The sequence below is a fragment of the Butyrivibrio sp. LB2008 genome (assembly GCF_000621565.1).
GTDB lineage: Bacteria > Bacillota > Clostridia > Lachnospirales > Lachnospiraceae > Butyrivibrio.
In genome coordinates this window covers 54,345-73,746 of record NZ_JHXZ01000017.1, presented here as the reverse complement: position 1 = coordinate 73,746, position 19,402 = coordinate 54,345, and the positions used below count along the sequence as shown (strand labels likewise).

The following is a 19,402-nucleotide window of genomic DNA, read 5'->3' as shown; positions in this document are numbered from 1 at the left end:
TTAAGTTACAGATAAATGTTATAAGCGTTGTCTACAAGGACTTTGTTTGCTTTATCGAGACCTTCCCGGTCGTGAAGCTCGATTCTGAGTGTACCGCGCTCGTATTCTCTGTTGTGTACGATGCCGATATTTTTTATGTTTATGTCATTATTGGACAAAAGAGTCGCAACCTTGGCAAGGTTACCGGGATGATCGTCAATCTCTACTTTGATCGCATAAACTTTTTGGATCGGCCCGCTTGAAGTTGTGATAAAGGATTCCCTGTATTCTCTTGCTTTTGAGAAGAATTCAAACAGCTTCTCACTGTCTTTTTCATCGATTGCAAGCTTGATGTCGTAAAGAGAATCGATGTATTTGGACAAAAGATCTGAGATATTCTCTGCGTTTGTTGTACAGATCTGTTGCCACATAACGGGAGAAGATGATGATATTCTGGTTATGTCCTTGAATCCGCCTGCCGCGATTGTCTTCATCAGTTCGTCTTTTGAATCGTTGTCTTTTACAAGATTTACGAGCGAAGCGGAGATAACATGCGGAACGTGGCTTATTGCAGCTGTGATGTAATCGTGCTGTCTGTATTCTACAACGAGTGGGATTGCACCGATCATCTTGACCAGGTCGTAGTATCTTTTTAACCTGTCTTCATCCGTGACGCTTGTCTTGGTCAGGATGTAATATGCATTTTGTAAAAGAGAAGATTTCGAATTGTTAAAGCCTATTCTTTCGGTTCCTGCCATCGGATGGCCGCCGATAAACTGGTCTTCGAGTCCGAGCTCTTTTATCTTCTCATGTATGCCGTTCTTGACGCTTCCGATATCCGTAAGTGTCGTCTTTTTATCTAAAAAAGGAAGAAGCTTTTGGATGTTATCGTTGTTGCACTCGACGGGAGCGCACAAAAAGATGTAATCGCAATCTGAGAACGCGGCGCCTATTTCATACAGGGGAGTGTCGATGATTCCCTCAGCATGCGCGGTGTCTACAGTCTCCTTGTGAGGAGTGTAAGCGATTATCTTAGAAGACGGCTCATTCTCCTTTATTGCCCTGGCAATCGATCCGCCGATAAGTCCGAGGCCTATAAAACCATAGGTCGAATTGTTCATAAAAGGTAGAACCCCCTAAAATCATGTAATCTTGTGAAAAAACTATAACACTTTAATGTGCGAAAATCAATTATGAAGGCTTGCTATAAGAAAGGTGCGCAAACGATATAACTTTTGTGCATAATTAACTACAATACTTGTTTTGGGTATATGTTTTTAGTAAAATACTATTATAAGTCTTTGGGGATCTGTATCATATCTCGTACATAATACCCAAAATTGAGCGACTGGAGGATAAGATATGAACGTTTACACAACTGATAAGATTCGTAACGTGGTACTGCTCGGACATGGTGGAGCCGGAAAGACAACCTTAGCTGAAGCAATGGCTTATCTTGCCGGTATTACATCAAGGATGGGAACGGTGGAGGATGGAAATACTCTTAGTGACTTTGATAAGGAGGAGCAGAAGAGGCACATTTCTATAAGTACATCATCAATCCCACTCGAATGGGATGGGCACAAGATCAATCTTTTGGATACTCCCGGATTTTTTGATTTTGTCGGGGAAGTTGAGGAGGCAATCAGCGTAGCTGACGCAGCTATTATCGTGGTTTCCGGAAAAGCCGGAATCGAAGTCGGAACGGAAAAAGCATGGGAACTGTGCGAGAAGTACAAGATACCGCGCATGGTATTCGTTGCCGATATGGATATAGACGATGTTTCCTACAGACAGGTTGTACAGGATATGACAGACAAATACGGAAAGAAGATGGCTCCTTTTAACCTGCCTATCCGTGAGAATGAGAAGTTTGTGGGATATGTAAATGTAATTCAGGAGAAAGGATTCAAGTGGTCGGGAAAAGAAGTTGTTGAGTGCGAAGTTCCCGAGTACAATCTTCAGAATCTTAAGATATGCAGAGATACTCTGATCGAAACTGTAGCTGAGACTTCGGAAGAATTCATGGAAAGATACTTTAACGGTGAAACTTTCTCGGAGTCCGAGATAAGAGCCGCGGTAAGGACTAATGTATGTGACGGAAGTATTGTTCCCATTGAGATGGGATCGAGTACACTCTGTCAGGGTATCTACACACTTCTTGACGATATCGTAAAGTACATGCCAAGCCCCGAGAATCGTAAGATGGCAGGTATTAATACAAATACAAATGAGATATTTGAAGCAGACTTTGACTTTTCCAAGCCAAAGACAGCTTTTGTATTTAAGACTATTATCGATCCTTTCATAGGTAAGTATTCGCTTATAAAGGTAAGATCGGGTGTCCTTAAGCCCGACGACGTTATGTTCGTTGCGGATAAGGATATGGAAGTAAAGATAGGTAAGCTCTATGTTCTTCAGGGAAATAAGACAACTGAAGTTTCGGAGCTTCATGCAGGTGACCTTGGTGCGCTTCAGAAACTTGATGTTGCGACGGGAGATACTCTTTCTACCAAGGGAACACCCATACAGTACGCTAAGATGGATATTTCCCAGCCTTATACTGTTATGAGATATCATGCGCAGAATAAGAGTGATATTGATAAGATTGCGCAGTCTCTGGCAAAGATAGCTGCGGAAGATCAGACTGTAAGGGTAGTCAATGACGCAGAGAACCGTCAGACACTCCTTTACGGAATGGGCGATATGCACCTTGAGGTTATTCAGAGTAAGTTAAAGAATGTATATAAGGTTGATATCGACCTGACAAAGCCCAAGGTTGCGTTCAGAGAAACAATCAGAAAGAATTCAGATGTGGAATACAAATATAAGAAGCAGACGGGTGGACACGGACAGTACGGGCACGTTAAGATGCGCTTTGCGCCTCTTGGAGATCCAACTGTTTCTTATACCTTCGATCAGGAAGTTGTAGGCGGAGCTGTTCCTAAGAATTTCTTCCCTGCAGTTGAAAAAGGAATCGCAGAGTCTGTTCAGAGAGGCCCTCTTGCGGCCTATCCGGTTGTCGGCGTTAAGGCAACTCTTTATGACGGATCGTATCATCCTGTTGATTCGTCCGAGATGGCATTTAAGGTTGCTGCATCAAATGCCTTTAAAAAAGGTTTTATGGATGCGACACCGGTGCTTCTTGAACCCATAGTTTCCCTTAAAGTTACTGTTCCCGAGAACTATACGGGTGATGTAATGGGAGATCTTAACAAGAGAAGAGGAAGAGTTCTCGGAATGAATCCGTCACTTACCGGTAAACAGGTTATTGAGGCAGAGATTCCTCAGATGGAGCTATACGGCTATTGCACACAGCTTCGTTCGATGACCGGTGGAAGCGGAGAGTACGAGTATACTTTCAACAGATATGAGCAGGCACCTTCAGATGTTCAGGCAAAAGAGGTTGAGGCAAGAGCAGATAAGGTTGCGGCTGCAAATGCAGAAGAATAAGATGATGCTTTAAATTAAAGATATAATGATATAGAAAAGGAGCGGTTATTTCGGTGATATTCCGGAATAACTGTTCTTTTTTGCGTGCGGAAAAATATGTTTAAAAAGAAATCAATCAAAAATTAACAAAAAGTCAAGGCTAAAAATGTATAGTTTGAACGAAAATGATTATATATGGTTATTTGTGATTGATTGTGATTGCAAATTGATTTTTTGAGTGTTATATTTTAATCAGAAAATCACAAATTAACATTTTTGCTCAAGGAGATTATGAATGCTGACTGAAGAGAGAAGAGCACGTATTGTTGATATTGTAAATGAAAAGAAAGCGGTTTCCGTTAATGAGCTTATTGAGCTTCTGGATACATCGGCGGCTACGATACGTCGTGATATAAGCGCACTTGATCGTTCGCGCAAACTTATCAAAGTATTCGGAGGAGCGACTGCATTATCTTCAAGAGATGTCGATACCAAGGAAGATGCGGTAAAGATGAAGGTTCAGAAGAATGTGCAGGAGAAGGACAACATAAGCAAGTTTGCTGCAGAACTCATTGAGGATAACGATTTTGTTTATATCGATGCGGGCACGACAACATTGGCGATGATTGAGTATTTAAGTAATCACAATGCAAAGTACATCACAAACGGTGTTGTTCACGCAAGGCGTCTTATGGACAAAGGCTTTGAGACCATAATGATCGGAGGAAGGCTCAAGGCTTCTACAGAAGCGGCGGTCGGACCTGATTGTGTGGAGTTTATTCGCAAATATCACTTTACGAAAGCTTTTATGGGTACAAACGGAATTTCAGTCCACGCAGGTTTCACAACACCGGATGTTGACGAAGCGATGATCAAGACGGCAGCGATAAAGCATGCTTACAGATCGTATGTGCTTGCGGATCATACCAAGTTTAACAAAGTCAATTCCGTGACTTTTGCGGACATAAAGGAATGCAGCATTATTACAGACAGACTTACGGCAAAAGAATATGTGAATCACACAGAGGTACTTATCTGTTGCAAGTAAAGATGGAGGAATATTGATGATTTATACGGTTACTTTTAATCCTGCGCTTGATTATGTAGTCAGAATGGATGGTGAATTACAACCGGGTATGACAAACCGTTCTACCAGTGAGGAGTTCTACTACGGCGGGAAGGGCATAAATGTATCCATGGTATTGGCGGAACTTGGATTTAAGAGTACGGCTTTAGGATTTGTGGCAGGCTTCATAGGACGCGCCATTGATGAAGGCGTTAAGGCAGCAGGCATTGACACCGATTTCATTCAGCTTGAGGAAGGAATCTCCCGGGTTAATGTCAAGATTAAGGCAGTAGCGGAAACAGAGATAAACGCTCAGGGTCCTAAGATCAGTGATGAGGCGCAAAAAGAGCTTTTTGACAAGCTCTCGAGACTCAAAGAAGGCGATCTTTTGATACTGGCGGGATCTATCCCCGGCTCGCTTCCGGACGATGTATATGAAAGAATACTTTCTATGCTCGACGGTAGGGGAATAGAGTTTGTTGTTGATGCGACGAAAGATCTGCTCACAAATGTTCTTAAGTATCATCCGTTTCTCATTAAGCCGAATAATTTCGAACTTGGTGAGATCATAGGAAAAACACTTGAAACGGATGATGATATATACGAAGGCGCGGTCAGTCTTCAGAAGATGGGAGCACGAAATGTTCTTATCTCTATGGCGGGAGACGGAGCGATGCTGGTTGACGAAAACGGCTTGAAATATCGCATCGGAGTTCCGAAAGGAACAGTCAGAAATTCAGTCGGTGCGGGAGATTCTATGGTAGCAGGTTTTGTGGCAGGGTACTTAAAAACAAAAGACTACGAGACTGCACTAAAAATGGGAACGGCTGCAGGTTCTGCAACGGCATTTTCGGATGGCCTTGCAACAGCTGCAGATATAGAGAAGGTTTTAAAAAACATGTAATTTTTTTAGGAGGTATTATGAGGATTACAGAGTTTATCGATCCTAGGGGGATCAAGCTTCAGGCAAAGGTGTCTGATCAGAATGACGCAATCGATCAGCTTATCGCACTTCACGAGTCAGCCGGAAATCTTAAGGATGTTGCAGGATTTAAGAAAGCAATCCTTGAGCGTGAGGCTAAGGGCTCAACAGCAATCGGAAACGGAATCGCAGTACCGCACGGAAAATCTGCATCGGTAAAAAAGGCAGGTCTTGTTGCAATAACTTGTCCCGACGGAGTGGATTATAAAGCACTTGACGGAAAGCCGAGCAATCTTTTATTTATGATCGCGGCACCTGAAAATGGCGCAGATACACATCTTGAAGTTCTTTCAAAACTTATGGGAATGTTAATGGACGGAGAATTTTGCAAGAAACTTGTCGGAGCAGAATCTGTAGATGAGTTCCTTGAGCTTATCGACTCCAAAGAAACGGAGAAAGATGCGCAGAATGGTGCGGCAAAGTCCGAAGCACCTTCTAAGGCAGGCAAGAAGATTGTTGCGGTTACAGCTTGTCCTACGGGTATAGCACATACATTTATGGCTGCAGAGGCACTTGAGCTCAAGGCAAAAGAACTCGGAATTACTTTCAGGGTTGAAAAAGACGGCTCAGGCGGAGCAAAGGATCCTCTTACAGCAAAAGAGATAGAAGAAGCGGATGCAGTAATTGTCGCATGCGATAAGAATATCGATATGGGACAGTTTGACGGAAAGAAGGTTGTTATGGCATCGACAAAAGAAGCTATTCACACACCTGAAAAACTTTTCGAAAAAGTTGAGACAGCTTCTGTATATCGTCATTCCGGAAAGGTTACAAAAAAGAGCGATGATGCCAATGAATCGATCGGAAGAAAGCTTTATAAGCATCTTATGAACGGTGTATCACATATGCTTCCGTTCGTTATTGGAGGCGGTATCCTTATTGCGATAGCATTCCTCCTTGATGATTATTCAATCGATCCGAGCAACTTCGGTACAAACACACCTGTAGCTGCATGGTTTAAGACAATAGGCGGAGCAGCATTTGGATTTATGCTTCCGATACTTGCGGGATTTATAGCAATGTCGATAGCTGACAGACCGGGTCTTGCAGTCGGCTTTGTAGGCGGATATCTTGCATCAACCGGTGCAACATTTGCAAATCCCGGCGGAGATATACCTTCTGCATTCCTCGGAGCGTTGGTAGCAGGTTTTGTATCAGGTTATCTTGTTCTATGGCTTGAAAAGATATGTAACAAGCTTCCTCAGTCACTTGAAGGAATAAAGCCTGTTCTTATCTATCCTCTTGCAGGTATCACGATGGTGGGTCTTGTTATGTGCGCAATCAATCCTGTTGTGGGAGCACTTAATAACTGGATTTCAGGTGTACTTACAGGTATGAGCAGCGGATCGATAATCGCACTCGGTATTCTTCTCGGAGCAATGATGGCAACAGATATGGGAGGTCCTCTCAACAAGGCGGCATATGTATTTGGTACAGCAGCTCTTGCTCAGCAGAATGAGACAGGATGGATGATCATGGCGGCAGTTATGGTCGGCGGAATGGTTCCTCCTATCGCTATAGCTCTTGCTACACTTATCTTCCCTAAGAAGTTCACTGTAGCTGAGAGAAAAGCAGGCCCTGTAAACTTCATCATGGGATTCTGCTTCATTACAGAGGGTGCTATTCCTTATGCGGCAGCAGATCCTATCCGTGTAATTCCTTCACTTATGGTTGGATCGGGTGTTGCCGGAGCTCTTTCGATGGCATTTAAGTGCACACTTATGGCGCCTCACGGCGGAATCTTCGTATTCCCTGTAGTAGGTAACTGGGCTCTTTATCTTGTTGCGCTCGCTGTTGGATCGGTTGTGAGCTGTGCTTTACTCGGTGTACTTAAGAAAAAAGTTGAAGAATAAAAAAATAAACATGATGTAGGTGTTGAAAATATTTTTGACATCTACATCATGATATATCTTGAATCACAAATTCAAGAATCTTGTTCTCGCGGAATCTGCAGCAAGTGCGGATTTCTGTATTTTAATTCAATAATCCATATAAAAGGAGAAAAAGTGTAATGGTTTCAAAAACAGTAAAGATCGTAAATGAACAGGGAATGCATATGCGTCCTGCGACAGTATTCAGTCAGGCTATGATGCATTTTTCATCAGAAGTAAATCTTTGCGTTAACGGTTCAAAGTATGACGGAAAGAGCGTCATGATGCTCATGGCTGCTTGCATAAAGTGTGGTGCCGAAGTTGAGGTTACCTGCGACGGTCCTGATGAAGAGGAAGCGCTTGCAAAAGCAGTTGAGCTTATTGAGAGCGGTCTCGGAGATTAAAATTTGGGAGATGTTGTTTTAATCGTTATTTCCTTGGTTTGTTCCATATGTATGCGAAGAAATCAATAAATAGAAGGTATTTTATGATGTAGTTTTTGCGCGGGAATCATTTTACGGGAGGTCATTATCTATGTATAAAGGCATAGAAGCATCAAGAGGAATTGGAATTGGCAGTATCTGTCTTATAACAGATTATGATCTGTCATTTGAAGCTAAACATATTGAAGATACAGAAGCAGAAAAAAACAGACTTGGAGCGGCTGTGGAGGTTTTAAAAGTTAAAACATCCGCTATGGCCGATAATATAAGGAAAACTATCGGGGCCAAAGAAGCTGAGATTATGGAAGGTCATATAGCAATGATCGCCGATCCCGCTATGTCGGGTGAGATGAACAAGATGATCGATGCGGGACAGTGCGCCGAGGCAGCAGTCACTGCTGTGTGCGATATGTTCATAGGAATGTTTTCCAAAATGGAAGATGATATGATGCGCCAGCGTGCATCTGATATTTCCGATGTGAAAACAGGTCTTTTGAAAGAGCTTCTTGGAATAGAAGATGTTGACATAAGCAAAGTGCCTCAGGGAACTGTGCTTGTTGCTCATGACCTTACTCCTTCAATGACTTCGCAGATAGTAAAAGAAAACGTTGTCGGAATCATCACAGAAGTTGGCGGAAAGACTTCACACTCCGCTATTCTTGCAAGGGCGCTTGAGATTCCTGCCGTTCTTTCTGTACCGGGAATTACAGAGAAGGTAAAAGATAAAGATACCGCCGTTGTCGATGGCACAGAAGGCGTTGTATATATTAATCCTGACGGGGAGATAGTTTCAAAATATGTTATCAAGAGGGAAGAATTTATACGCGCGCAGGCTGAACTTGAGAGTTTCAGGGGGGAAGAAACTCTTACGGCGGACGGCATTAAGGTAGAGCTTTTCTGCAATATAGGTACGCCAAAGGATGCAAAGAAGGCTATAGAATGCGACGGGGAAGGTATAGGTCTTTTTCGTTCGGAATTTTTGTTCATGGACAAGTCGCATTTACCTTCTGAGGAAGAACAGTTTGAAGCTTACAAAGAGGCGATTGAGACCATGAATGGCAAGACGGTTATCATTCGTACTCTTGATATAGGCGGAGATAAGGAGATTCCTTATCTTGGGCTTGAGAAGGAGGACAATCCGTTCCTTGGATACAGGGCGGTACGTTATTGTCTTGCAAATCCTGAAGTTTACAAGACGCAGCTTCGAGGGATTCTTCGCGCAAGTGCATTCGGTAAGGCAAAGATCATGGTTCCGCTTGTTACCTGTGTTGATGAGATCCGTGCGGTGAAGACGCTTGTGGAAGAGTGCAAGAAAGAGCTTAAGGCGGAAGGAACCGGATTTGATGAAAAGATAGAAGTCGGATGCATGATCGAGACGGCGGCAGCTTCGCTTATAGCCGATATGCTTGCAAAAGAAGCGGATTTCTTTTCAATAGGTACAAACGACCTTACGCAGTATACAATGAGCGTTGACCGCGGAAATGCAAAGGTTGCATATCTTTATTCCGCATTCCAGCCTGCTGTGCTGCGTTCGATCAAGAATATAATCGAAGCGGGAAGGGCAGCAGGTATTCCTGTCGGAATGTGCGGCGAAGCGGCAGCAGATCCGCTTATGATACCGCTTCTTATTTCCTTTGGCCTTGATGAATACAGCGTAAATTCAGTCCTTGTACTGACCGCACGCAGCATCATCTCTAAGTGGTCAAAGGCAGACGCGGATGCTCTTGCAGAGCAGGTGCTTGCACTGTCTACAGAGGCAGAGGTCATTGCGGCGCTAAAAGCTGCGGCAAGATGAAGACGTTAAAGAGAATGTGTTTAAGCAGAGAATGCCGCTTCTGAATTATAGAAGGTATTTAAGAGATATATTTACGGAGAGAAAAGTGACTAAAAACAGCAGAAGATGCTGATTTAGTCACTTTTTTAGCGCTATTTTTAAGACGCTTTGCGTGAAGAGTGACTAAATGAAGAATTTTGGATCAATTTAGTCACTTTTTTCTGCTTTATTCAGGAATTTTTTGCATGAAGAGTGACTAAATGAAGAGCTTTGAAACGATTTAGTCACTTTTGCATTATGAATTTGCTGAATTTCCCTTTAAAAAGTGACTAAAATTTGTAATTAGATCAGATTTAGTCACTTTTTCGAAATGACCATAATGTTGTAAAGATATTGAGCTATTATGTATTATAGTAAACAGAATTAGATGTAATCAGGTTTTACGGAGGAGTAAATGATTAAAGCGGTTGTTTTTGACATGTTTGAAACACTGGTGTCGTTGTTTGATGGGAGGAGATATTTTAGTGAAGATATTGCGGTGGATCTTGGAGTTGAGCACATGGCTTTTCGAAAGGCATGGCATGAGACTGAAGATGCGCGGACTATGGGGAAGATGACGCTTGAAGAAGGAATTAATTATGGATTTAAATGCAATTGAAAACTTGAATATAGATCGCGTTATAAAGCGCGGAACGGCACAGATAATTGAAAAGACAGATGACGCAATACTGCTTAAGGATACGAGAAGCAAGGCTCTGATGCTGGCCTGCGATGATGCTTCAAAAGGAATGGAGATTTTGAAGCAAAACATTGATGATACAAAGCGAAATATTGGTGATACGAAGCAAAATAATGGTGAAACAAAACCTCTTATAATGATATCCAACGCGGAGCTTGGCAGGAGAGTTGCTGATAAGTTTGGTTATGAGAATATCATGGAGTGTTATCAGATGGCGTTCTTATCAAAAGAGCCACCTAAAGCGGATGATGTGCTCGAATACAAAACGGCAACAATGGAAGATTTTCCTCTTATTTCAAGAGAGTATGGCCTTGTTAGTAAAGAAGAGCTGAAAGAGCTTATTGAGCGTTGCAATATCGTTATGGGGTATGAGAACAGTTGTCCTGTCGGATTTATAGGAGAGCACATGGAAGGTAGTGTTGGACTCTTACAGGTGTTACAGGAACACAGAAGAAAGGGGTACGGCACAGCTCTTGAGATAGAGATGATACGAAGAACCCTTGAAAAGGGGTATATACCTTTCGGACAAGTTGTCGTTGGCAACACAGCATCACTTGAACTTCAGAAAAAACTTGGCTTAACCAAGTCTGAAGGAACAATATTCTGGATGTGGTGACGAGAGAGAAAGTTTTCAGGTATACGTGATAACGTGAGAGAAAGTTTTCAGGTATATGTGGTAACGGAGGAGAAATTTTTTAGGTATGAGAGTAAAAATTACTGTGATCAGGAAAGAGTTTTACGGGGATCTTGCTGAAGAGTATCTGGTGGATGGGGAAGAGTCCGGAGCATGTCCTTTGCTTGAAGTAGGAGATGAGTTTTTCTATGAAGGCGGAGCTGTTATGCCGGAAGGCTTTTGCCCTGTTGCATGGCTTGATATATATTCTTCTCTATGCGCTTTGATGAGTGGAGATAATATAATCAACGACTGGTATAAGAATCCGAAAACAAAGATCTTATGCTGTACAGACGGAACAAGACCTGTAGTTTTTAAGCTGGAACAAGTTTTAGATTGATAGGAGCGAGATATGAAAATATTGCTGTTTTGTTGTAAGGGCTTTGAAATGCTTGAGTTTGCGCCGTTTTATGATGTGGCAGGCTGGGCGAAGAGTGAATATGGATATGATGTTGAACTTGAAACATGCGGATTTGAACGCGAAGTGCCAAGTGCGTTCTGGGAAACCAAGATAAATACAGATAAACTCATAGATGAAATAGATGTAAATGATTATGATGCACTTGCAATTCCCGGAGGAGATCATAATTTCGGCTTTTTCGAAGAAGCATATGATGAGAGATTTCTTGAGCTTATCCGTAAGTTCAACGATAGCGGGAAGACTGTAGCAAGTGTTTGCGTTGCGGCACTTCCAATCGGAAAGAGCGGAGCACTGGAGGGAAGAAAAGGCACAACATATCATCTGTGCGATGCCTACAGGCAGAAAGAACTTGCGGGATTTGGCGTAAATGTGATAAATGAACCTGTCGTGATCGATGACAATATCATAACATCGTACTGCCCGCAGACGGCTCCGCAGGTCGCTTATGAGCTGGTTAAAAGACTTATCGGAGAAGAGAAGACAAACGTTATAAAAACGGGTATGGGATATATTTAAGATAAAAATGTGCTGACATGCTGACTTTTGATCAATTGCGTAGTGTTATAATTTATCAAATTGTCAACGTGTCAGCACATTTAACGTCGAAAAAAACTTATATTTAATGTATGATTAAATAATCAGATAATAACGCTATTGAGTTAAAAGGAGACCAAACATATGAAGAGACTCTTTAACGATGGCTGGAAGTTTTGGAAGTCTGAATATGGCACCGGTTACGAGACTGCTGTAAAGAGTGCAGATAAGTTTACAAGCGTTGAGATTCCGCATGATTGGATGATCGAGGATCCTCATAATCTGTATGGTACAAATACCGGATGGTACAGCAACAGGTTTGAAGTAGTAAATCCTGATAAAAAGACATTTTTAATATTTGACGGTATCTACATGGACAGCATCGTGTACATAAACGGACAGGAAGCCGGAGAGTGGAAGAACGGGTATACGCAGTTTGTGCTTGATGTCTCCGATTATGTGAAAAAAGGCGAGAATGATATATATGTCGGTGTAAGATGCAGATATCCAAGTTCAAGATGGTACTCGGGCGCCGGAATTTACAGAAATGTATGGATAGATGAGCTTGATGACACATATATACCGGAGAATGGCATTTATGTTCATTCCAAGAAAATGGGAAAAGACTACAAACTTACGCTACAGGCGGAAATTTTGGGAACAAAGGCCGGAAAAGCGGAAGTGCTGTATAGGTTATTTGATGATGAAAACAGAGAATTTGATTTAATCGGACCGGAAAACAGTGAAGTTGACTTATTCGGACAGGCAGACGGTAAAGTTAAGCCGCTCGGACAGGGTAATGTAGGTGCCGAAGAAAAAACGTGTGCATTGTCTAAACAGATAGATTCATCCAGCGAAAAAGAGATTTCTTTTTTCATAAAAAATCCAAAATTGTGGAGCCCTGAGAATCCTAATCTTTATAAACTTGAAGTTACGTTATCGATAGATGGAAGGTGTATTCAGAAGACAAAAATCAATATCGGTTTTAAAGATCTGAAAATCGACCCTGCGGAAGGTCTTTTTGTAAACGGAGAGCATACCAAGCTTCAAGGTGTTTGCATACATCACGATCTGGGGGCACTCGGAGTTGCTTTTAATAAAAATGCAATGAGAAGACGGCTATGCCAATTTAAGGAACTTGGTGTAAATGCAATCAGGCTGTCGCATAATGTTTATGCTCCTGAACTTCTTGATCTTGCGGATGAGATGGGATTTTTAATTATCTCGGAAGCTTTTGATATGTGGGAGAAAGCAAAGACGGAATATGACTATGCGCAGTTCTGGAGAGACTTCCATGAGAAGGATGCGGAGAGCTGGGTAAAACGAGACAGAAACCACGTGAGTGTGTTCATGTGGAGTATCGGAAATGAAATCTATGATACTCATGCGTCTGAGCGCGGTGTGGAGATAACCAAAGAGCTCAGAGGGCTTGTCAGAAAGTTTGATCCTTTAAAGAACGCCCTTGTTACGTCGGCTTCCAATTATATGCCGTGGGAAAATGCGCAGAAATGTGCTGATGAGCTTGAAGTTGTAGGTTATAACTACGCGGAGAGACTATATGAAAAACACCATGAGAAGAATCCCGATTGGATCATATACGGAAGTGAGACTTATTCACTGGTTCACAGCAGGAATATATATCATTTCCCTCTTGGAGAAAAGATATTGATGGATACGGATCTTCAGTGTTCGTCTCTTGGAAACAGCACGACCGGCTGGGGAGCCGAGAACTATGAGTACGCAATCTGCAATGACAGAGATCTTAAGTATTCGCTTGGACAGTTTGTCTGGACGGGCTATGACTATATAGGCGAGCCTACGCCTTATCAGACCAAGAATTCTTATTTTGGACTTATTGACACTGCGGGATTTAACAAGGATGCATATTATGTGTGGAAATCGGCATGGGTAAGCTGCGAGAAAGATCCGTTTGTGCATGTCTTTCCCTACTGGGACTTTAATGAAGGTCAGCGTATAGATGTCAGAGTTGCAAGCAATTGCTGCAAGGTTGAACTTTTCTTAAACGGAAAGAGCCTTGGAGCGCATAAACTTAGTAATAAGCCCGGAAGCGGCAATCATATACTGGCCGATTACAGCGTTATATATGAAAAAGGAACACTTGAAGCGGTGGCATATGATGAGGTGGGCAATATAATCGCAAGGGATGAAAGAAAATCCTTTGGAGATGTAGCTTCGCTAAAAATAAAGGCGGATGCCGAGAATACATTCGGTGATCTTGTTTTTGCGGAAATAAGCGCTTTTGATGCTGACGGGAATCCTGTAGAAAATGCAAATAATTATGTGCATGTTTCTGTAAAGGGCGGAAAGCTGATAGGCCTTGATAATGGTGACAGTACCGATTTTGACAGCTATCAGGCTGATACCAGAAGGCTCTTTGGCGGAAAACTTCTTGCTATTGTAAAGGTTGACAAGGAAGGAGCGCCTGTTAAGGTTGATGCAGAGCTGACGCAAAAGACAGATATAAGGACGATCAAGCTCTTTTCCGAAAAAGGACAGAAATTGAGCCCTGATGTGAAGTCGACCGTTGTCACGGCAAAAATTTTCCCTGCAAGCGCGCCTATGCAGAAGCTTAAATTCAGGGTGCTCAACAGAAAAGGGAAAGATACAAAACTTGCACAGGTAAGTGCAGACGGTAATAGAGCCATAATCACTGCATTGGGAGACGGATATTTTAAAATAAGATGCGAAGCATATAACGGCGCTGACTCTGCGAAAGTAATCTCGGAGCTTGACTTTGTGGCCGAAGGAATCGGAGGGAATGTTGCAGACGGCACTGAAAAAGAGCTTAGAACTTATACGGAAATAATGGCGCCGGACGCAGATTCAATCTACGGCGACAGCTTCCTGAGGCTGAATGATATTATTCAGGGTATCGGAAACAATGTGACTGTAGGCTTTGGTATTCTCGATTTCGGAGACAAAGGAGCAAACAGTATTGTAATAACGGGAAGAGCCATAAAGGGCGCAAATACAATACATCTTCGTTTCTATGACGAAGAGAGCGGAAAAGAGGAGCGGGAATTACTTGAGTTTCCCGAAAAACAGGATTATGCTTCCATAACTTTTGACATCGGAAACAGAAGCGGAAAGTGGGATGTGTCATTTATCTTCCTGCCCGGAAGCTATTTTGATTTCATGTCGTTTAAATTTATGGAATAAGAATATCGCAGCAAATATAAGGAAAAAGATATGTCACTTGATATATCTTTTTCTTTGTGCTATAGTTAATTACACAAGTAACTAACCACACAACTAAAGAGGAGGTGAGCGGTGTGCTGGATAATCTGGGCGAAGAGAAGTCAATCTACCTGCAGATAAGCGAAATGGTAGAAGATGAGATATTGCGCGGCATACTGGTTGAGGAAGAACAAGTTCCAAGTACTACAGAGTTATCCAAGTTTTATAAAATCAATCCGGCAACTGCGGCGAAAGGTATCAACATCCTGGTGGACAAAGAGATTCTTTACAAGAAAAGAGGGATTGGCATGTTTGTACAGACCGGAGCTAAAGCGAAGATAATGGAAGAGAGAAGAAAGAACTTTTACGAGACGTTCGTGAAAAAGATAATCAACGAGGCTAATCTTATCGGAATCGATAAGGAAGAACTTAAGAAAATGATAGACAAAAGTAGTGAGAACTGAGACTCAAGAAGGAGGCAGTATGGGGATTTTATCAGGAAAAAATATAGTAAAAAAATATGGCAAAGACACAGTGCTTAAGAATGTCAATATTGATATCGAAACAGGTAAGATCTACGGGCTGATAGGCCGAAACGGAGCCGGAAAGACAACTCTTTTGTCCATACTTACAGCGCAGAATCCGGCAACGGAAGGAAGTGTTACTTTGGACGGCGAACAGGTTTGGGAAAATGAGAAGGCTCTTTCGCGCATCTGCTATTCAAGAGAGATATCTCAGGTTACGATATTTGGCCCCAATACACTTAAGGTAAAAGATTATCTTGCTACAGCCAGAACTTTTTATGCAAATTGGGACGAAGAGTATGCGAAGAAACTTGTGGATCTCTTTGATATCAATATTAAGAAAAAAATAAGCAAACTTTCAAAAGGTATGCTCTCTGCGGTTACGATAATCGTGGCGCTTGCAAGTAAGGCTGATATCACAATTCTTGATGAGCCTGTTGCAGGACTTGATGTTGTGGCAAGAGAGCAGTTCTATAAGCTTGTCATTGAGGAATATGCAAATACGGGAAGAACCTTCATTATAAGTACGCATATCATAGAAGAAGCGGCTTCTTTATTTGAGAGAGTCATCATTATTGATAAAGGTGAGATCAAGTTTGAAGATAACACGGAAGAGCTTTTGTCGAGGGCGTATCGCGTAAGCGGAGCAAAAGAAGCTGTAGAGAAGGCAGTATCGGGTTATAAGGTTTACAATTCCGAGAATATCGGAGGTTTTGAGGCCGCAACCGTTCTTGCGGAGCATCCTGTAGAAGACTTTGGGGATGGTGTTCAGTCTGAACCCGTGTCACTTCAGAATCTCTTTTATGCAATGTGTGTGAATGAAGAAAAGGGGGCTTGATAAAATGGGCATTCTTTCAAAGCGCGCTGCAAAGTATTATTTTTTGCATGGACTTAAATTATCTGCGGTTTCAATCGGTAGTATTCTGTGTGTCGGATTTGTGTGGACACTTTCGATGTTTGGAGTAGATGATTGGAATGAGAGGGTTATTAGGATGGTCCTTCAGTTCACACGTTATATAGTACCTTATCTGAATTTATGCTACTCCCTTTATTCTCCAAGCTGGCATGACAGTATGGTATTGTCTATGGGGGCAAGGCGAAAAGATATTTTTTATGGGAACATTATAAAACAGAGTGTTTTTGCATTGATCAATGTTTTGTTCTTTGGCTTGATTGCTCTTATATCGGGGCAGACGGGGATTGTAGAACAGGCTGCCATGATAACTTGTATGTCACTTTTTGGCGGTGCTTTTGGACTATATATGGGACATAAGGTGAAAAAATACGGACGAGTGGTTATGATGGCGGCTTGCTTTATTTTTATCATTTTTTATATGGGAACAAGCTTGCTTTATATTGTTGATGGCGGTTTCATGGCGAAAATTGAAACATATAAGCAGGTTCTGATCGCCGGCGCAGTAATTCTTTTTGGAGTAATGGAAGTTTTGATATACAGAGTTAATAAGAAAAGCATGGTTGTTTTGTAATCGGAGGAAATATGATCAAAGATATTAAAAGGATTATATGCCTAAAAAAAACAAGTGAAAAATATATTCTGTTTACTGTTGTGCTCGTTATCTCGATTGTGATTATGGGGGTATTGGCTGCGGGTATAAGTGATGTTGGCGGAATATATGTAGCATTTACAATAGGTGCATGTGTTTATTTAGGATCTGCAATGCTTATTAAGACAATTATGATAGCATTTGAAGTTCCGAGAGGTTTGAGTTTTGGAATGACAAGGCATAAGCTGTTTATATGGAGCAGGATTTTGGATTTTGCGGAGCTCTTTATTTTCTTTTTCCCGCTGGTTTTTGTACCTAACCTGGGAGCTGCAGTATATTTAAAACTTCTGATCCTGTGTTTTGGCGTGATCATGTGGATAGAGGGGCTTGCGGCAAACAGTATTCTGAGATTCGGAAAGATCGCATATTTGGCATATTATATTTTATTTATGACCGGAACTATGGGGATTTCGAGGATTACCGATGTATTTCCGGGAGCCAAGGAACAGGTGAATAAATTTATGGCGATAACACTTGATAATGACCTTGCCAATTTCAGTATTTTGTTTACTTTTCTTCTGTTTGCCGCTGCGGGACTTACGGTTAACTGGCTGACTTTCAGGAATGTGTCAGTCGATTATGCATCATAAATGCATAAATGTCATGAACAAAATAATAAATATTCATAGCAAATGTCCGCGTATCGCGGACATTTGTTTTTTTACACAATAAAACAACTTAAACCAATTAAGATTTGAGCAATATTTTACATTGTTTTTGAAAGCCTCTTATGTTAAGTTGTGATTATAATTTTTTGTACTTTACTATGAAAAAGTGGGAAGGATAAATAAATATGGCACAGCTTTGGGGAGGCAGATTCACCGGCAGTATCAATGAACTGGCTTGGAATTTTAATGCATCCATCAGTTTTGACAAGAGATTTTTGGAACAGGATGTCAGAGGCAGCAAGGCACATGCTACTATGCTTGCCAAGCAGAACATCATTTCCGAAGAAGAGAAGAAGCTCATAACTGAGGGACTTGATTCTATATTGGAGGACGTTAAGTCAGGGAAACTTGAAATTACCAGCAAATATGAGGATATTCACAGTTTCCTCGAGGCTAATCTTATAGACAGGGTCGGAGACGCAGGCAAAAAGGTCCACACCGGACGAAGCAGAAACGATCAGGTCGCTCTTGATATGAGACTTTATGCTAGAGGCGAAGTTGAGCACATGGCAGATCTTTTGAACAATATGCTTGAAACGCTTCTTGATATTATGAAAGCGAACACCGAGACATATATGCCCGGTTTTACGCATCTTCAGAAAGCACAACCCGTTACACTTGCACATCATGTTGGTGCATATTTTGAGATGTTTAAAAGAGACCTTCTCAGGATGAAGGATATACGAGAGAGGATGAACTATTGTCCACTCGGAGCGGGAGCGCTTGCGGGAACGACATATCCGCTTGACAGAGATTATACCGCACAGCTCCTTGATTTTTACGGACCTACATTAAACAGTATGGATTCCGTATCTGACAGAGATTACCTTATTGAGTTCCTTGCGGCTCTTTCAACTGTTATGATGCATCTTTCGAGATTCAGCGAAGAGATCATCATATGGAACTCAAACGAATACAGATTTGTGGACATTGATGATGCATATTCTACAGGAAGCAGCATCATGCCTCAGAAGAAGAACCCCGATATCGCGGAACTTGTAAGAGGAAAGACCGGAAGAGTTTACGGAGATCTCATGTCGCTTCTTACAACGATGAAGGGAATCCCGCTTGCATACAACAAGGATATGCAGGAGGACAAGGAGGCTGCGTTTGATGCCATTGATACGGCTTCAAATTGCCTGACTCTTTTTACCGACATGTTAAGGACACTCAAGTTCAACAAAGAGAACATGGAAAAGAGTGCGATGATGGGCTTTACAAATGCCACTGATGCGGCAGATTACCTCGTTGTTAAGGGCATGCCTTTCAGAGATGCACATTCCGTTATCGGAAGACTTGTTCTTTATTGCATAGACAAGAAGTGTGCGATAGACGATCTTAAGATTGATGAACTTAAGAGCTTTTCGGAGCTTTTTGACGAAGATATCTATGATGCGATCAGTCTTGAGACTTGCGTAAATAAGAGACTTACGGTCGGAGCACCGAGCCCCGTAGTTATGAAGAAAGTAATTGATGCTAATGAAGCTTTTTTAAAAGAATTTAAGCTTTAATATATTTTAGGAGAATCTTAGG

Annotated in this window: 17 protein-coding genes; 16 read left to right on the top strand and 1 reads right to left on the bottom strand. The window is 41.8% G+C overall.

Translation table 11 applies throughout. The features are described 5' to 3' along the window. Positions 1 to 5: 5 nt before the first annotated feature. Positions 6 to 1,100, bottom strand: coding sequence for a prephenate dehydrogenase/arogenate dehydrogenase family protein (locus T356_RS0106510; protein WP_026513800.1), 1,095 nt, complete (start codon positions 1,098 to 1,100; stop codon positions 6 to 8). Between the two features lie 241 nt (positions 1,101 to 1,341). Here T356_RS0106510 and fusA point away from each other — a divergent pair, with 241 nt between their 5' ends. The 16 genes from fusA (at position 1,342) to argH (ending at position 19,380) form a co-directional block, all read left to right on the top strand. Then, a complete protein-coding gene (fusA, locus tag T356_RS0106505) occupies positions 1,342 to 3,432 on the top strand; it encodes an elongation factor G (RefSeq protein ID WP_026513799.1) in 2,091 nt (696 codons plus the stop codon). Between the two features lie 274 nt (positions 3,433 to 3,706). Further along, a complete protein-coding gene (locus tag T356_RS0106500; protein WP_026513798.1) occupies positions 3,707 to 4,459 on the top strand; it encodes a DeoR/GlpR family DNA-binding transcription regulator in 753 nt (250 codons plus the stop codon). Between the two features lie 16 nt (positions 4,460 to 4,475). Then, complete coding sequence (gene pfkB, locus T356_RS0106495) at positions 4,476 to 5,381, top strand: 1-phosphofructokinase (RefSeq protein ID WP_026513797.1); 906 nt, start codon at positions 4,476 to 4,478, stop codon at positions 5,379 to 5,381. A gap of 17 nt (positions 5,382 to 5,398) precedes the next feature. Then, entirely contained in the window at positions 5,399 to 7,312 is a 1,914-nt protein-coding gene (locus tag T356_RS0106490) for a PTS fructose transporter subunit IIABC (RefSeq protein WP_026513796.1), read from the top strand. Positions 7,313 to 7,470: 158 nt separating this feature from the next. Then, positions 7,471 to 7,734, top strand: coding sequence for an HPr family phosphocarrier protein (locus T356_RS0106485; RefSeq protein ID WP_026513795.1), 264 nt, complete (start codon positions 7,471 to 7,473; stop codon positions 7,732 to 7,734). 130 nt (positions 7,735 to 7,864) lie between these two features. Continuing rightward, positions 7,865 to 9,568 (top strand): phosphoenolpyruvate--protein phosphotransferase, encoded by a 1,704-nt coding sequence (gene ptsP, locus T356_RS0106480; protein WP_026513794.1) that lies wholly within the window; start codon positions 7,865 to 7,867, stop codon positions 9,566 to 9,568. A 433-nt stretch (positions 9,569 to 10,001) separates the two neighbouring features. Beyond that, positions 10,002 to 10,205 (top strand): hypothetical protein, encoded by a 204-nt coding sequence (locus T356_RS0106475; protein ID WP_026513793.1) that lies wholly within the window; start codon positions 10,002 to 10,004, stop codon positions 10,203 to 10,205. Next, complete coding sequence (locus tag T356_RS20235) at positions 10,186 to 10,902, top strand: GNAT family N-acetyltransferase (protein ID WP_026513792.1); 717 nt, start codon at positions 10,186 to 10,188, stop codon at positions 10,900 to 10,902. Before T356_RS0106475 ends, T356_RS20235 begins: the two co-directional genes overlap by 20 nt. An 85-nt stretch (positions 10,903 to 10,987) precedes the next feature. After that, positions 10,988 to 11,299 (top strand): TIGR04076 family protein, encoded by a 312-nt coding sequence (locus tag T356_RS0106465; protein ID WP_026513791.1) that lies wholly within the window; start codon positions 10,988 to 10,990, stop codon positions 11,297 to 11,299. Between the two features lie 12 nt (positions 11,300 to 11,311). Further along, positions 11,312 to 11,896 (top strand): DJ-1/PfpI family protein, encoded by a 585-nt coding sequence (locus T356_RS0106460; protein ID WP_026513790.1) that lies wholly within the window; start codon positions 11,312 to 11,314, stop codon positions 11,894 to 11,896. 162 nt (positions 11,897 to 12,058) lie between these two features. Further along, positions 12,059 to 15,094, top strand: a complete 3,036-nt coding sequence (locus T356_RS0106455) for a glycoside hydrolase family 2 TIM barrel-domain containing protein (RefSeq protein WP_026513789.1) — start codon at positions 12,059 to 12,061, stop codon at positions 15,092 to 15,094. Positions 15,095 to 15,207: 113 nt separating this feature from the next. Continuing rightward, positions 15,208 to 15,576, top strand: coding sequence for a GntR family transcriptional regulator (locus T356_RS0106450; protein ID WP_026513788.1), 369 nt, complete (start codon positions 15,208 to 15,210; stop codon positions 15,574 to 15,576). A 19-nt stretch (positions 15,577 to 15,595) separates the two neighbouring features. Beyond that, complete coding sequence (locus T356_RS0106445; RefSeq protein ID WP_026513787.1) at positions 15,596 to 16,474, top strand: ABC transporter ATP-binding protein; 879 nt, start codon at positions 15,596 to 15,598, stop codon at positions 16,472 to 16,474. 4 nt (positions 16,475 to 16,478) lie between these two features. Then, positions 16,479 to 17,123, top strand: a complete 645-nt coding sequence (locus T356_RS0106440) for a hypothetical protein (RefSeq protein ID WP_026513786.1) — start codon at positions 16,479 to 16,481, stop codon at positions 17,121 to 17,123. Between the two features lie 11 nt (positions 17,124 to 17,134). Next, on the top strand, positions 17,135 to 17,791 hold the full coding sequence (locus T356_RS0106435; RefSeq protein WP_026513785.1) for a hypothetical protein: 657 nt from the start codon (positions 17,135 to 17,137) through the stop codon (positions 17,789 to 17,791). Between the two features lie 203 nt (positions 17,792 to 17,994). After that, a complete protein-coding gene (gene argH, locus T356_RS0106430; RefSeq protein ID WP_026513784.1) occupies positions 17,995 to 19,380 on the top strand; it encodes an argininosuccinate lyase in 1,386 nt (461 codons plus the stop codon). Positions 19,381 to 19,402: the final 22 nt, after the last annotated feature.